The organism is Serratia sp. (in: enterobacteria), from assembly GCF_051654945.1.
Taxonomy (GTDB): domain Bacteria; phylum Pseudomonadota; class Gammaproteobacteria; order Enterobacterales; family Enterobacteriaceae; genus Chania.
This window is the reverse complement of record NZ_JBOFZA010000081.1, coordinates 585540-599952: the sequence shown is the minus strand read 5'-3', so window position 1 is coordinate 599952 and position 14413 is coordinate 585540. Positions and strand designations below refer to the sequence as shown.

Annotated in this window: 13 protein-coding genes; 4 read left to right on the top strand and 9 right to left on the bottom strand. The window is 54.0% G+C overall.

The window, feature by feature from the left end; translation table 11 throughout:
• The first annotated feature begins 77 nt into the window (after positions 1–77).
• Both asr and ACRDCA_RS19205 read left to right on the top strand, forming a co-directional pair.
• On the top strand, positions 78–368 hold the full coding sequence (asr, locus tag ACRDCA_RS19210) for an acid resistance repetitive basic protein Asr (protein ID WP_438690956.1): 291 nt from the start codon (positions 78–80) through the stop codon (positions 366–368).
• A gap of 297 nt (positions 369–665) precedes the next feature.
• Complete coding sequence (locus ACRDCA_RS19205; RefSeq protein ID WP_438690955.1) at positions 666–1487, top strand: trypsin-like serine peptidase; 822 nt, start codon at positions 666–668, stop codon at positions 1485–1487.
• Here the strand turns inward: ACRDCA_RS19205 and ACRDCA_RS19200 are convergent.
• The 7 genes from ACRDCA_RS19200 to ACRDCA_RS19170 all read right to left on the bottom strand — a co-directional run bounded on the left by ACRDCA_RS19200 (position 1470) and on the right by ACRDCA_RS19170 (position 7910).
• Positions 1470–2195 carry a nucleoside/nucleotide kinase family protein gene (locus tag ACRDCA_RS19200; RefSeq protein ID WP_438690954.1) on the bottom strand — a complete coding sequence of 242 codons (726 nt, stop codon included), beginning with the start codon at positions 2193–2195 and terminating at the stop codon, positions 1470–1472. The two genes, ACRDCA_RS19205 and ACRDCA_RS19200, sit on opposite strands and share 18 nt — an antisense overlap.
• Positions 2173–2700 (bottom strand): MltR family transcriptional regulator, encoded by a 528-nt coding sequence (locus tag ACRDCA_RS19195; protein WP_438690953.1) that lies wholly within the window; start codon positions 2698–2700, stop codon positions 2173–2175. Before ACRDCA_RS19195 ends, ACRDCA_RS19200 begins: the two co-directional genes overlap by 23 nt.
• Before the next feature lie 16 nt (positions 2701–2716).
• A complete protein-coding gene (glpX, locus tag ACRDCA_RS19190; protein ID WP_438690952.1) occupies positions 2717–3688 on the bottom strand; it encodes a class II fructose-bisphosphatase in 972 nt (323 codons plus the stop codon).
• Positions 3689–3692: 4 nt separating this feature from the next.
• Complete coding sequence (locus ACRDCA_RS19185; protein ID WP_438690951.1) at positions 3693–4961, bottom strand: zinc-binding dehydrogenase; 1269 nt, start codon at positions 4959–4961, stop codon at positions 3693–3695.
• Entirely contained in the window at positions 4958–6352 is a 1395-nt protein-coding gene (locus tag ACRDCA_RS19180; protein ID WP_438690950.1) for a PTS mannitol transporter subunit IICB, read from the bottom strand. The genes ACRDCA_RS19185 and ACRDCA_RS19180 overlap by 4 nt, the downstream gene beginning before the upstream one ends.
• Positions 6353–6377: 25 nt before the next feature.
• Positions 6378–6824 carry a PTS sugar transporter subunit IIA gene (locus ACRDCA_RS19175; RefSeq protein WP_438690949.1) on the bottom strand — a complete coding sequence of 149 codons (447 nt, stop codon included), beginning with the start codon at positions 6822–6824 and terminating at the stop codon, positions 6378–6380.
• A gap of 288 nt (positions 6825–7112) precedes the next feature.
• Positions 7113–7910, bottom strand: a complete 798-nt coding sequence (locus ACRDCA_RS19170) for an AraC family transcriptional regulator (protein ID WP_438690948.1) — start codon at positions 7908–7910, stop codon at positions 7113–7115.
• Between the two features lie 94 nt (positions 7911–8004).
• Between ACRDCA_RS19170 and ACRDCA_RS19165 the strand changes: the two genes are divergently transcribed.
• Positions 8005–9141 (top strand): MFS transporter, encoded by a 1137-nt coding sequence (locus tag ACRDCA_RS19165; RefSeq protein ID WP_438690947.1) that lies wholly within the window; start codon positions 8005–8007, stop codon positions 9139–9141.
• Here ACRDCA_RS19165 and hrpA read toward each other — a convergent pair.
• Entirely contained in the window at positions 9126–13013 is a 3888-nt protein-coding gene (hrpA, locus tag ACRDCA_RS19160) for an ATP-dependent RNA helicase HrpA (protein ID WP_438690946.1), read from the bottom strand. The two genes, ACRDCA_RS19165 and hrpA, sit on opposite strands and share 16 nt — an antisense overlap.
• A 348-nt stretch (positions 13014–13361) precedes the next feature.
• Between hrpA and azoR the strand changes: the two genes are divergently transcribed.
• Positions 13362–13967, top strand: coding sequence for an FMN-dependent NADH-azoreductase (gene azoR / locus ACRDCA_RS19155; RefSeq protein WP_025119148.1), 606 nt, complete (start codon positions 13362–13364; stop codon positions 13965–13967).
• A 116-nt stretch (positions 13968–14083) separates the two neighbouring features.
• Here azoR and ACRDCA_RS19150 read toward each other — a convergent pair whose 3' ends face one another.
• The gene (locus ACRDCA_RS19150; RefSeq protein ID WP_438690945.1) at positions 14084–14407 is read right to left on the bottom strand and encodes a YdbL family protein; all 324 of its coding nucleotides are present in this window, start codon (positions 14405–14407) and stop codon (positions 14084–14086) included.
• Between the last annotated feature and the right edge of the window lie 6 nt (positions 14408–14413).

Below are 14413 nucleotides of genomic sequence, written 5' to 3'. Positions count from 1 at the left end.
CATCCTCGGTTTGCATAAGATTATTTCAACGGCCCCGCAGTGGGGTTATACACCAACAGAAATCTGAGGATTTACCCATGAAAAAAGTATTAGCTCTGGTTGTTGCCGCTGCAATGGGCTTGTCATCTATCGCTTTCGCCGCTGAGGCCGCTGCCCCTGCTGCTGCACCAGCCGCCACGACCCAAGCCGCACCAGTGAAAACCACCCACGTGAAACAACATCACGCAAAAAAAACGACCGAGCAAAAAGCTCAGGCAGCCAAGAAACACCATAAGGCCAGCGGTAAAAAAGCCCCGGCCCAGAAAGCTCAGTCAGCTAAAAAGCATCACAAGAAATCCAGCAAGAAAGCAGCAACTCCGGCTGCCTGATAGCCAACCGGCGTGAGGCTCCCCTCACCTGTTCTGAGTACAGTTGTCCAACACCCGGTTCGCCGGGTGTTTTTTCATCGGGGGTTGTCTATGCTGCGTCGCTATCGATTCGAAATCATCCTTGGCACCCTGATCCTTTGCGGGCTGATCGCCAGCTTTTTTTATCTGTGATCTCCGGTCTTTTTTCAGGAAATTATCGGAAAATCAATCACCGACCATCTACACAGCGGCTAAATCAGTCTATAGTTAGCATTCAGTGTGTCTATGGATGAACCGAATTTGTCAGGCAAGAAACCTATGCGCATCTCTGTTTTGCTGTTGTTGTGCTCATTCCCTTTGGCTCTATCCCACGCTGCGCATGCTGATAGCCCTTCCGAGGCGTCTGCGGCCGATCAAACCCGTCTGTTTTTTGGCAAAGACGACCGTATTAAAGTCACCGAAACCAGCGGTTGGCCATGGCAAGCCATTGGCCAGGTCGAAACCGCCAGTGGCAATCTGTGTACCGCCACGCTGATCTCGCCGCATCTGGCACTCACCGCCGGCCACTGCGTGTTGGCCCCTCCCGGCAATCTTGATAAGGCCGTTGCGCTACGCTTTATCTCCGGCAGCAAAGGTTGGCAATACCAGACTGCTAATATCGAAACGCTGGTCGACAAGTCACTAGGCAAGAAGTTGAAGGCCGACGGCGATGGCTGGATCGTGCCACCGGCGGCGGCGGCCTATGATTTTGCGTTGATCAGGTTAAAGGACAAGAAGGCGCTGGCAATCAAGCCGCTACCGTTATGGCAAGGCGACAGCAAAGCGTTAACGCAAACCTTAAAGCAGGCCAAACGCCTGGTGACTCAAGCCGGTTATCCGGAAGATCATTTGGATGACCTGTACAGCCACCAGAATTGTAAAATCACCGGCTGGGCACAACAGGGCGTGCTATCTCACCAGTGCGATACCTTGCCGGGGGACAGCGGTTCTCCATTGATCTTGAAAACCGCAGAAGGCTGGCGACTTATCGCTATCCAGAGTTCTGCTCCCGCTGCACTTGACCGCTACCGTGCCGATAACCGCGCGCTGTCAGTTACCGGCATTCGCGATGCGCTGGATACATTAGCCGCCGGTAAATAATCCTTCCGTAGTATGCAGGCCACCATTATCCCACCGCAGGGTGATGGTGGCAGGCAAACTGTGCTGCAATACCTTATCCACGTTTGGCCCATCGGTTTGCTGATAGAACGTACTGGCCTGCTCCAGCGACGAACCACCACGCATTTTGCGTTCAATCAGGCGTGACCGCAGTTGCTCTGCTGGCGCCTGAATAAATAGCGTCAAGTCGCTGGATCTTGCCAGATCGCGCCAGCCCGGCTCATCAAGCAGCAGCCAGTTGCCCTCTACAATCACCACCGGAGCGGTCACCTCGATAGCGTCTGGCACCGGATCGTGCAATACCCGATCGTAGGTTGGCCACAACGGCCGTGGTTGTTCGAGTGAGGCTAACGCCAACTCGAGTTGCTGACGATCAAACGTTTCCGGCATCCCCTTTTTGCAGCGTAACCCTTGAGCATCAAGCCAAGCGTTAGGGCGATGAAAACCATCCATCGGCAGGGTTTGCAATTCTGGCAATTCATCATGTTGCGTGGATAAATACTGCCAAAAAGCAGTCAGCGTCGATTTACCACTGCCAGGCGGTGCCGCCAGAAATACCACCAGGCGCCCCCCCTTACTCCGTTGTTTGTGAGCCAGCAGACGCAGCAAAGGTAAATGCACCTGCTCGATCTCTTCATCGGCAAACAAGGCATCGATCGTCAGCCCATTAACCGTTAGCGCTATTTTCATTGGTCAGTTCCTTTAACAGCGAAGTCACTGCCAGCGTTAATCCGGTTTTCACCATATTGCCGTAACGCTCGGTATTAAATACCTCAAAACTGGAAAACTTCATCTTTCTTATCGCACTGAAAAGCTGCTCGTTTTCCGTAATGGCGTTCAGGTTGGCAATAAAATCAAAGGTCATTTCATCATGAAAGCTCAGTGAGCCATTTTCAGCCTGCACATGCTGGCTGAATTGTGAAAGACAGATGATATCGGCATAAACGGTTTTCTTGATTTTACCCAGCGCATACAACAAACGCAGGGCAACCTCCATATTGTCCAAAGGGCCGGATTTTGCTAACAATGGCTTCACCGCATATTCTTGTATATCGGGATCGTTATTGACGAACACCTGCGGCAAATAGGTTTTGACAGCAGAAAATAAAATCTCATTGGCCTTCAGTAACCAATGGAGCAATTGTTGCTGCTCGTCCAGTTGTTCAATTATTTCATCTTCTGTCAACGTTTTCATTCGTCCTGCGATACCATCAATGCAAGTGTAATGTATGAATTCTATTACACGATCCGTCGGTACCATTGATCATAAGGGTTTCTGTGCTCAAGTACCCCTCTTTTTGTTTTATACCGCCGATAATGTCACCTTTGGTGATCCCGGTTGCCGAAAAAATCACCTCATCACTGGCGATCAGGGCATTGAGCGGCAAGATGGCGTTAATCTCAATCCCCATGCTGCTGCAACGCCGTCGTTCTTCCTGCGCCAGTATCCTGTTCTGGGGCGTATCTCCTTTCGCCTGGCAGAAATCGATCAGTTCGGCCTGCATATCCCCGCCCAGCAGGCGCACCGCACAGGCAGAAATCACCCCTTCCGGCGCGCCGCCGAGGGTATACATGATGTCGGCTTCACCACCTGGCAGGCAAGTCATCAGGCTGGCGGCGACGTCACCGTCAGGAATGGCAAAAATCTTCACCCCGAGCGCCTGCGCCTGTTGGCGTATTCGCTCATGGCGCGGTTTATCCAGCGTGATCATCCGTAGTTGGTGCAACGGCTTGCCTAGAGCCTGCGCGACTTGCCGCAGGTTTTGCTCCAGAGGCAGCCGCAAGTCGATAGCTCCTTTGGCCCCTGGCCCCACCACCATCTTGCGCATATACATGTCAGGGGCGTGCAGCAAGGCGTTGTGAGGGGCAAAAGCGATCACCGCCAGCGCATTATATTGCCCCATAGCCACCATCCGAGTGCCTTCGATAGGGTCAACCGCAATGTCTACCGCTGGCCCCTTGCCACTCCCCAATCGTTCACCGATATACAGCATCGGCGCCTGATCGATTTCGCCTTCACCGATCACAATCTGCCCCTGCATCGCCATGCCGCTCAGTTGTTCACGCATGGCGGCAACGGCCACTCCATCAATCTGATTTTTATCACCACAGCCCAGTAATGGCCAGGCTGCCAGGGCAGCCTGTTGAGTGGTGCGTACTATGTCGTAAGCCAGCGATTTCATCGGCTTATACCCCTGTTTCCACGCCAAAATGTTGCAGCAGGAAGCGTTCGGCCTGCTCATTCCACACGCCGTGGCTCTCTGCAACCAACTCCGCCAGGCGGGCATAGAATGGATCGGTTTTGCCCAGTTGCGGGAAGTCCGCAATCGCGGTTAACGGCATGGTCGCAAAGTTATAAATCAGCTTTTTACCACCAGGGATCGTAGGCAGATTGATGATGGTATCCGGCACGGAATTCAATCCGCCAATGTGGGTGATCATGACCGAAGGATTGATGCGACCTTCGGCGGTCAGTTGCAACGCCTCCAGCATGTCGCCCGTTGAACCGCCCGATGTCCCTACCACATGGGTGGAGGCGTAATGCACGTTGTAAAAGTTAAACGGCACCTTGAATTCACTGTCGGTCGGGCCGGCAAAGAAATTCAGGCAACCGTCTTCCGCCATCAGTTCATCGCCCATCACCAACACATCGGCCACGGCGGCATAAACGAAGACATCATCAAAACCGTGGCCCTGGGTGAGATCGCGCAGCGCCGTCACCGGATCGGCAACCTTGCTGCTGTTGAAATAAACCAGCTCCACCCCCTTGTCACGCGCAACGCTTTCCGGCAGCAGCAATCTGGCCCGCGCCAAGCGCGCTTCATCAATATCTACCACCACTACCCGCGCAGGACGGATGTTGCCGTTAATGGCATAGTCGATCGCACCAATCCCCATCGGCCCGGCACTGGCCAATAACGCCACGTTGCCGCCGGGCTTGATCCCCATGCGATGTTCATAGACGTATTGCGTCGTGTGGTAGTTGGCGTGGTAAGCACCAATGATGCAGCACATCGGTTCTGCCAGCGAGGCTGCCGCAAAATAGCTGCCTTCATACGGTAATACGCAACCGAGTTCCACAGCCTGCTGCGGGATGATCATGTAGGTGGCGTTGCCGCCAAAAAATTCGTAGCTGTAACCCGCCGAGTAACCGCTCGGCAATCCCATCGCCGGTTGCAGCACAAAGCGTTGGCCTGGCTGGTACCGTGAGCGCAGGTTGTTACCCACCTGCTCAATGATACCGGCGCACTCATGGCCGGTGATTGCCGGGTGATCGGCGACGTTATCAGGCACTCGCTTGTGGCTAGCCCCCAATTTGGCGGCCTTCCAGGTAGAGAGGCACACGCTGTCGGAAATCACTTTCACCAGCAGTTCATCATCCCCTAGCGGCGGTAATTCAAACTCACGCAGGCGAACATCGTTTTGGCCATAAATAGCGGCGGCTTGGGTTTTCATGCTGTTTCCTTTTCTGACTGTGTGGCTACCAGTTGTTCCAACAGATGGTCGAGATTGCGGTCACCGAGATAATTACTGATCAATACTTTGGGTTTATCACTCACCCGTTCAGCTCGTCCTTCCAGGCTGGAGTGTGTGACGATCAGGTCGGCTTCCGGCGGAATGTTTTCAATGGCGTAGTGCTTAACGCTGATCGGCACCCCTGCTTTCTCCAGACGTTTACGGAAGGTGGTTGCCCCCATCGCGCTGGAACCCATACCGGCATCACAGACAAAGGCGATATGGCGGATCGGTTGAGCTTGCCCTTTGCCGGCGGCTTTCAAGGCTTTGACCTGCCGCTGTGAGTCATCAAAACTGTCTTCGGTAACCTGTTGTTTCTCCATCTTCAGGATCAATGTGGCAATCAGGAACGAGACCAACGTACCCGCCGCTACGCCTGCCAAAGTTCCTGCAAAACCACCACGCGGCGTCAGGGCAAGGTAAGCGAAGATGGAACCCGGACTTGGCCCGGCAACCAGGCCTGCCCCCATCAGGTCAAATACGTAGATCCCCGTCATACCACCGCCAATCATGGCGATGATCATCAGCGGCTTCATCAGCACATACGGGAAGTAAAGTTCGTGGATCCCGCCAAGGAAATGGATAATCATCGCGCCCGGTGCCGACTTTTTACTCATACCCTGACCAAACAGCGCAAACGCCAGCAGGATGCCAAGCCCAGGGCCTGGGTTAGAAGCCACCATAAAGAACACTGAGCGGCCATTTACCGCCGTATCCTGCATGCCCAGCGGGTAATACACACCCTGGTCGATGGCGTTATTCAGGAAAAGCACCTTCGCCGGTTCGTTGATGATCGACAGCAGCGGCAGATAACCGGTAGCGACCAGCGACTCAATGCCGGCACGGACCAAATGGTTGGCTTGCTGCACCGCAGGGCCAATCACTTCGTAGGCAAACAGGCACAGAAACATGCCCACGATCCCCAGCGAGAAGTTGTTGATCACCATCTCAAACCCGGCCGGGATGCGCTTGTCCAGTTTGGTGTCGATATATTTGATGATCACTCCGCCGAGCGGCCCCATCACCATCGCACCGATGAACATCGGAATATCGGCCCCCACAATCACGCCGATGGTACCAATGCCGCCCATCACCGCACCGCGTTTCTCCGCTATCAGGTAGCCACCGGTAGAACCGATCATCAACGGCAGTAAATAGGTGATCATCGGCCCGACCAATTGCCCGAAGTGGGCATTAGGCATCCAACCGGTGGGAATAAACAGTGCCGTAATAAATCCCCACGCAATAAATGCGCCGATATTAGGGATTACCATAGCCGTCAGGAACCCGCCAAAAGCTTGCACTCTGGCTCGTATTGTTTTATTGGCCATTATATTGATCCTTGAGTGGATAAAATCAGAAGCGCAGAACGATTTCTTTTATTTCTGATACTTTAGTTGCCTGAGTAAGCTGTTCTATAGCGTCATCATCGCAGAACATTTCGCTCAACAGCTGGATGGCGTTGATATGGCTGTCGGCATCTTGCGCCGCCAAACCAATTAGGACTTTCACCTGCGGGTTATCGTCATTGAAATAAACGCCATTCGGCAATACGGTTAAGGTTAATGCCGTGCCCAAAGCGCCTTCTTCCGGGCGGGCATGTGGCATTGCCACTTCCGGCGTCAGAATATAATAGGCGCCATTCTGTTGAGTGCTTTCTTTTATTGCTGTCACATAACGTGGCTCAACGATATTATTTGCCAGCAGGCAACTCATCGATAAATCAATAGCCTGTTGCCAGTCGCAATTTTGCTGGTGAACGGTAAATGCATTTTCCGGGAAGTAATCTATCAATCCATTCATGAGCTGTTCCTGTTGTTATTCCAAGAGGATTGGGAATTGCTATGCAGCTTATGGACTAGTGATAGGAAACGCAATCAGGGGGAATTTTGTGAAGAAAATCACTCTCTATATGAAACATATTGCAATTGAAGATCTACTTCACAAAAAATCGGTGATTATTTTTTCAATTTAAAATTGTCAATAGATGAATTGTGACTCTTGCTGCATATAAACAATTTGATAAAAATATCCATAACGTGACAAAAATCACATCTTACATATTGCTAACCAAGATTAATGAGGAAAGCACTATGATAATGACGCCAAAACACGTTCCCCACTAGCCATAAAGCGCTTCGGCGTCGTCCCCGTATACTGGCGGAAAAAAGCGATAAAGGCACTATCGCTGGAGAAGGCCAGCCGTTGGGCAACCGCGCTTACGGAAGGTAACTGAGCTAATAGTTCGATAGCGTGCATCAACCGCCATTGCTGGCACCACTGTTGATAGCTGAGCCCTGTTTCCCGCAGGAATATCCGCGTTAACGTTTTAGAATGCAGGCCGATCTCCTTGGCCAAGTGCGCCAAACCGGGTAGCTGATCTACCTCGTTTAACCTGCTAATCCACGCAGCAATCCGTGGATCACTTGGCAACGTCAGGTGGGTATTTTCCTGCTCCGCCACGCTCAGTTCATTGCGCAAAACTCGCAACAGATCTTCCGCCTGGGGATGCTGTTGTGCATAGTCAAACGGCCAATGCGCAATGCGCTCAATCACCGCTGCCAATAAAGGGTTGGCGGCCAACACCGCACTGCGCTGCCTTGCCAACATCGTACTATCCGCCAAATAAAGCGAACGGTAAGCTACCTGCCCGCGCAGTTGCACACGGTGCCGTACTCCGCTGGGGATCCAGATAATACGCGTAGGCGGCAAGATCAGCCATTGCTCGGCTAACGTCACCGTCATACAGCCACGTGGGGCATAGAGGATCTGGGCCCGTTGATGCTGATGTTCGCCTGAATCATGCTCCGTCAGTTCGGCACTGATCCCCACCACCGGAGCGGAGTAACTATCCGGATCAAAAACCTGATGTTGAGATATCAGTGCCATCGATAAGTCCTATACTTGTTGCTTTTTGTCTTTATCATTGTAATCGAACAGCCTCTATCTCCCTATACTGCTGGCACTTATTTGGGAGAATGCTATGTCCGTCAAAAAACTGCCCCTGCCTCTGATCGTTGTGATGATCATGGCCCCGCAAATTCTGGAAACGCTCTACAGTCCGGCACTGACCGCGATCCGTGCCGATTACCAGATCGACGCTACTCAGGCCAGCCACACGCTATCGGTCTACTTTTTTGCTTTTGCCTTCGGCGTGGCCTTTTGGGGCACCGTCAGCGATCAATATGGCCGTAGAATGGCCATGCTCGCCGGTTTGATGATGTATACGGCCGGAGCCTTACTGGCAATAGTTAGCAGCTCTTTCGCATTACTGCTCGTCTCGCGTGCCGTGATCGCCTTTGGTGCCGCCGTCGGCTCAGTGGTGACACAGACCATGCTGCGTGATGTCTATCAGGGACCCGCGTTGGGAAAAATGTTTGCGATGATTGGCATGGCATTGTCGATAAGCCCGATAGTGGGCATGTTGAGCGGCGGCATGCTGGTGTTCTGGGGTGGGCACATGGCCATTTTCATTGCTCAAGGCGGCTTCGCACTGCTACTGCTTATCTGGTGCTGGCAAGCGCTACCCGAAACCCGCCAGCAAACCACCGGCATGGCGTTAATCCCCTGTCTGATGGAGATGCTGCGTGATAAGCAAATCTGGTGTTCGGCACTACTGATTGCCAGTTTTAATGTCATGGCTTTCAGCTACTTCAGTCTGGCTCCTTTTATTTTTCAGAACTTGGGATTGAGCAGCGAACAGTTTGGTTATTCGGGGATAGTTTTGGCGTTTGGCAGCCTGTGTGGCGCGGCTGCAAACCGCTATTTTTTACAACATGGGCTATGCGCATACCGGCAGATCCAACTGGCCGGTCTGTTAGCCCTATTGGCCGCCGTGAGTGCGTGGTATTGGCAAACCAGCCTGATGATCCTGCTGCCCTGCATGGCGATAACCGTGGCATTTGGCTTGGCGATCCCTAATATTCTCAGCCAGGCGCTGAAGCATTACCGCAACCGGCTGGGTGCTGCCGGTGCGGTATTGGGATTAGTTTATTATCTGCTGATCGCTGGTGGCCTGGCACTGGCCGCGATGGGCCAGCACCTGCCGTTGACGCTGTTTGCTTGCAGTTTGTTAAGCCTTACCTGCTCAGCAAGGCTTAAGCATTATGCCGAGAGCTGATCCATGGTCTGCAAGATACGCTTCTCAGAGATCGGGTAAGGCGTACCCAACTGCTGTGCGAACAGGCTGACGCGCAGCTCCTCGATCATCCAGCGTACCGCCTTCACCTCTTCATCCTGCTGGCGCTTAGGTGGCAGTTTATTCAGCCACTGCTGCCACGCCTGCTGAACCTGCTCCACCCGGAGCATCTGAGCGCGATCGCGGTGCGGATCGATTGCCAGCTTCTCCAAGCGGCGCTCGATCGCTTGCAGATAACGCAAGGTGTCCGGCAAGCGGCTCCAACCGTTATTGGTGACAAAACCACGGTACACCAGGCCGTTAAGCTGGGCCTTGATGTCAGAAAGCGCCAGCGCCAACGAGATATCAACGCGCCCCTTCAGACGTTTGTTGATGTTGAACACCGTGGTCAGGATCTGTTCCACCTGCTTGGCCACGCCCACCACGGTTTCGTTCAGCTCGGCACGCACCAGCTCTTGCAGGCGGGCAAAGTTTTCTTCCTGCCACACCGGTCCACCGTGTTCGGCAATCAGCTTGTCGATACCGCAAGAGATACAGTCGTCGATCAGATCCAGCACCTTGCCATACGGGTTGAAATACAGCCCAAGCTTGGCCTTGTTCGGCAACTTCTCATGCAGGTACTTGATTGGCGATGGAATATTCAGCAACAATAAGCGGCGCGTTCCTTGCCACATGGCCTGCTGCTGTTCCTGTTCGCTGTCAAACAGGCGGATGGCCACGCTGTCTTTTTCGTCCACCAGCGCCGGGTATGCCTTGACCGAATAGCCGCCACGCTTCTGCTCATAGAACTCTGGCAGTTTGCCAAAGCTCCAGATATGCAGATTACTCTGTTCCAGCCCGTCGTCCGCCACGGCAGACAGCGTCTCTTGCACCTTGTCTTTGAGCTGGAGCCTCAGCGCTGCCAGATCTTTGCCTTCACGCAGGGTTTTGTGTTTCTCACCCACCACGCGGAAGGTCATTTTCAGATGATCGGGTACCTGATCCCACTGCCAATCCTCACGTGACACCGTCACGCCAGTCATGCGACGCAGCTCGCGCTCCAGCGAATCCAGCAGCGGCATCTCCAAAGGAGTTGCACGAGCCAGGAAAGCCTCGGCGTAGTTGGGTGCCGGCACAAAATTACGCCGCATCGGCTTGGGTAACGATTTAATCAGCGCGATCACCAGCTCACGACGAATGCCGGGGATCTGCCACTCAAAACCGGCCTCTTCCACCTGATTGAGGATCGGCAACGGGATGTGCACGGTCACACCATCGGCATCGGTACCCGGCTCAAACTGATAGGTCAGGCGCAGTTTGAGATTACCCTGATACCAATAGTTCGGGTAATCCAGCGCGTTGACCTTGTTGGCTCCGTCCTTGATCAACATCTCTTTTTCGAAGTTGAGCAGTTCAGGGTTTTGCTTACCGGCGGTTTTCCACCAGTGGTCAAAGTGACGCCCGGACACCACATCGCTCGGGATGCGTTGATCGTAGAAACTGAATAGCGTTTCGTCATCTACCAAAATGTCGCGGCGGCGCGACTTGTGCTCCAGCTCTTCCACTTCGGCACGCAGCTTCAGGTTGGCGGCGAAGAACGGGTGCCTCGTCTGCCAGTCACCTTCCACCAGCGCATGGCGGATAAACAGCTCACGGCACAGCAGCGGATCGATAGTGCTGTAATTCACCGGGCGAGCCGCGACGATTGGCAAGCCAAACAGCGTGACCTTTTCGCTGGCCATCACCGCACCCTGCGATTTTGACCAGTGGGGTTCGCTGTAATGATGCTTGACCAGGTGCTGCGCCATCGGCTCGATCCATTCGGGTTCGATACGCGCGGCGATGCGGCCCCACAGGCGGCTGGTTTCGACCAGTTCGGCCACCATCGTCCATTTCGGCGGCTTTTTGAACAGCCCGGAACCGGGGAAGATGGAGAAACGGGCGTTGCGCGCCCCGGTATACTCTTGCTTATCCGCATCCTTCTGGCCAATGTGTGAAAGCAGGCCACTCAGCAGCGCGGTATGTACGCTGCGATAATCCGAAGGCACGCTGTTAACCGGCAAGCCCAGCTCTTTCACCACCTGACGCAGTTGGGTGTAGATATCCTGCCATTCACGCACCCGCAGATAGTTCAGGAAATCATTGCGGCACAGGCGGCGGAACTGCCCGGAGGAGTTTTCCTTCTGCTGCTCTTTCAGGTAATCCCACAGGTTCACAAACGCCATAAAATCGGAATCTTTGTCGGCGAAGCGGCGGTGCTTTTCATCGGAAGCCTGTTGCTTATCCATTGGCCGCTCACGCGGATCCTGGATCGACAACGCCGAAGTGATGATCATCATCTCGCGCACGCTGCCACTTTTCTGGGCTTCCAACACCATCCGAGCCAAACGCGGATCGATCGGCAACTGCGCCAGTTGACGGCCCTGCGGTGTCAATTGGTAGTGGCCGTTGTCAGCGGTTTTAATCGCGCCCAACTCTTCCAGCAGGCGCACGCCGTCCTGAATATTACGGTTATCCGGCGCCTCGACAAACGGGAAGGCAGCAATATCGCCCAGGCCCAACGACGTCATCTGCAAAATGACCGAGGCCAGGTTGGTACGCAGAATTTCCGGGTCGGTAAACTCCGGACGCGACAGGAAATCCTGCTCCGAGAACAAACGGATACAGATACCGTCCGAGACACGCCCACAGCGACCCTTACGCTGGTTGGCCGAAGCCTGCGACACCGGCTCGATCGGCAAACGCTGCACTTTGGTGCGGAAGCTGTAGCGGCTGATACGTGCCGTACCTGGGTCGATGACATACTTGATGCCTGGCACGGTCAGCGAGGTTTCTGCCACGTTGGTCGCCAACACGATGCGGCGGCCATGGTGCGACTGGAATACCCGATTCTGTTCGCTGTTGGACAGGCGGGCATAGAGTGGCAGCACCTCGGTATGCGGCAGGTTGAGCTTGGTCAGCGCATCGGCGGTATCGCGGATTTCACGCTCGCCGCTCATAAAGATCAGGATATCTCCTGGCCCCTCACGCCCCAGTTCGTCCACCGCATCGAAAATCGCCTGTAGCTGATCGCGTTCGGTATCGTCAGCGTCATCGACTACCGGCCGGTAGCGAACTTCAACCGGATAGGTACGCCCTGACACCTCAATGATCGGCGCATTATTGAAATGGCGGGAAAAACGCTGCGGATCGATGGTGGCCGAGGTGATGATCACCTTGAGGTCCGGGCGCTTTGGCAACAGTTCGCGCAGGTAACCCAGGATAAAATCGATGTTCAGGCTGCGCTCATGCGCTTCATCGATGATCAGGGTGTCGTACTGCATCAGGTTACGGTCCTGCTGGATTTCGGCCAGCAAGATCCCGTCGGTCATCAGTTTGACCAGGGTATTCTCACCCACCTGATCGTTGAAGCGCACCTTATAGCCAACGCTGCCACCCAGTGGGCTTTCCAACTCATCGGCGATGCGGTTGGCAACGGTACGTGCGGCCAGGCGGCGCGGTTGCGTATGACCAATCAGGCCTTTGACGCCGCGCCCTAATTCCAGGCAGATTTTCGGTAGCTGGGTGGTTTTCCCAGAACCGGTTTCCCCCGCCACGATCACGACCTGGTGATCGCGGATAGCGGCGAGAATATCCTGTTTCTTTTGGCTGACCGGCAGGCTTTCCGGATAGGTAATTTTCGGGCACGAGGCCGCACGCGAGCGCACCTTCTGGATGGCTTGCTCGATATCACCCGCTATTTCTGCGGCAACGGCTTGTTGAGCCTCGGGGCTTTTGACTTTGCGGGCACCTTGCAACCGGCGTTGCAGGCGCTGCTGATCACGGAGCATCAAGTCACCCAGTTGGGATGACAATGCCGCGAGCGTAGATTTCACTTTCGGTGTTCCTTGTTTCTTCGCAGCTAGCGGTTAACGTCAGGGGCTATGGTTTGATGTTATTGCCCCTCACCCAAACCCTCTCCCCAAGGAGAGGGTTTGGGTGAGGGGTTGACCAATAGCTGCGGTTTTAAAATAGGTTTATCAATTTTTGACTAAGCGGCACAGGATACCACAATGGGTTTTCTCTCCATAATCCATCCGCTTAGCCTGGGTTTGCTTGTTCAATAAAATCGAACGAAGATCTCGAAATATTCCGCTATCACTGCTGGTACATTCTGCATAAAGTGTACCTCATGCAACGGGCAACCTGCCCCGATCTCACTGTCATAACGAAAGGAAGTATCGATGAGCAACGTATTGGTTCTTAAATCCAGCATCCTGGCAACTTATTCTCAGTCTAACCAATTGGCCGATTTCTTCGTTGAACAGTGGGCCAATGCTCACAGCAACGATACCATCACCGTGCGTGACCTGGCTGCGCAGCCGATCCCGGTACTGGACGGTGAACTGGTTGGTGCGCTGCGTCCTTCCGATGCTCCGCTGACCCCACGCCAGCAAGAAGCACTCGCTCTGTCAGACGAACTGATTGCCGAACTGCAAGCCAACGATACTATCGTTATCGCGGCACCGATGTACAACTTCAACATCCCAACCCAGTTGAAGAATTATTTTGACCTGATTGCCCGTGCCGGCGTCACCTTCCGTTACACCGAGAACGGCCCGGAAGGCTTGGTAAAAGGTAAACGCGCCATCATTCTGACCAGCCGCGGCGGCATCCATAAAGGCACTCCAACCGATCTGATCGAGCCTTACCTGCGTCTGTTCCTGGGCTTTATCGGTATTACCGAAGTTGAGTTTGTGTTTGCCGAAGGGATTGCTTATGGCCCAGACGTCGCGACCAAAGCTCAAGCGGATGCCAAAGCGTTACTGAGCGAAGTAATTGCCGCTTAACAACGGTGGGCGCAGCATGCGGCGCCCCTGAAAAATAGTTTCACCTGCAAAATCCGTTTTACCCTCAAAATAATAAGTTGTTTAAATTCCATTGCGCGCCCAAGGGCGCGCTTTTTTTATTTCTGCAACCACTGACCGTTAATACCCCGGACATATTCCCCCGCAGGCGCTCGGGTCACCAACTTCTGCCCCGCCATGCGCGCGACTTCATCGATGGCAATATGATTGCTGGTTGCCACCTGCTGGTATTTCTCGGCACGCCCGGCATTGATTTTTTTCACCAACGCCTGCGTCTGTGCATCCTGCTTCACCGGCGCAATGTAGCCACTGAGCGTTTCGCCCACCCGCCCCTGCTGCTTGGCTTCATCCAGCGTCAACGCCTGAGCCACTCCGCTGAATAACCAACCGGCGGCGATCAACCACAGATAATGCTTTTTCATGCTGGC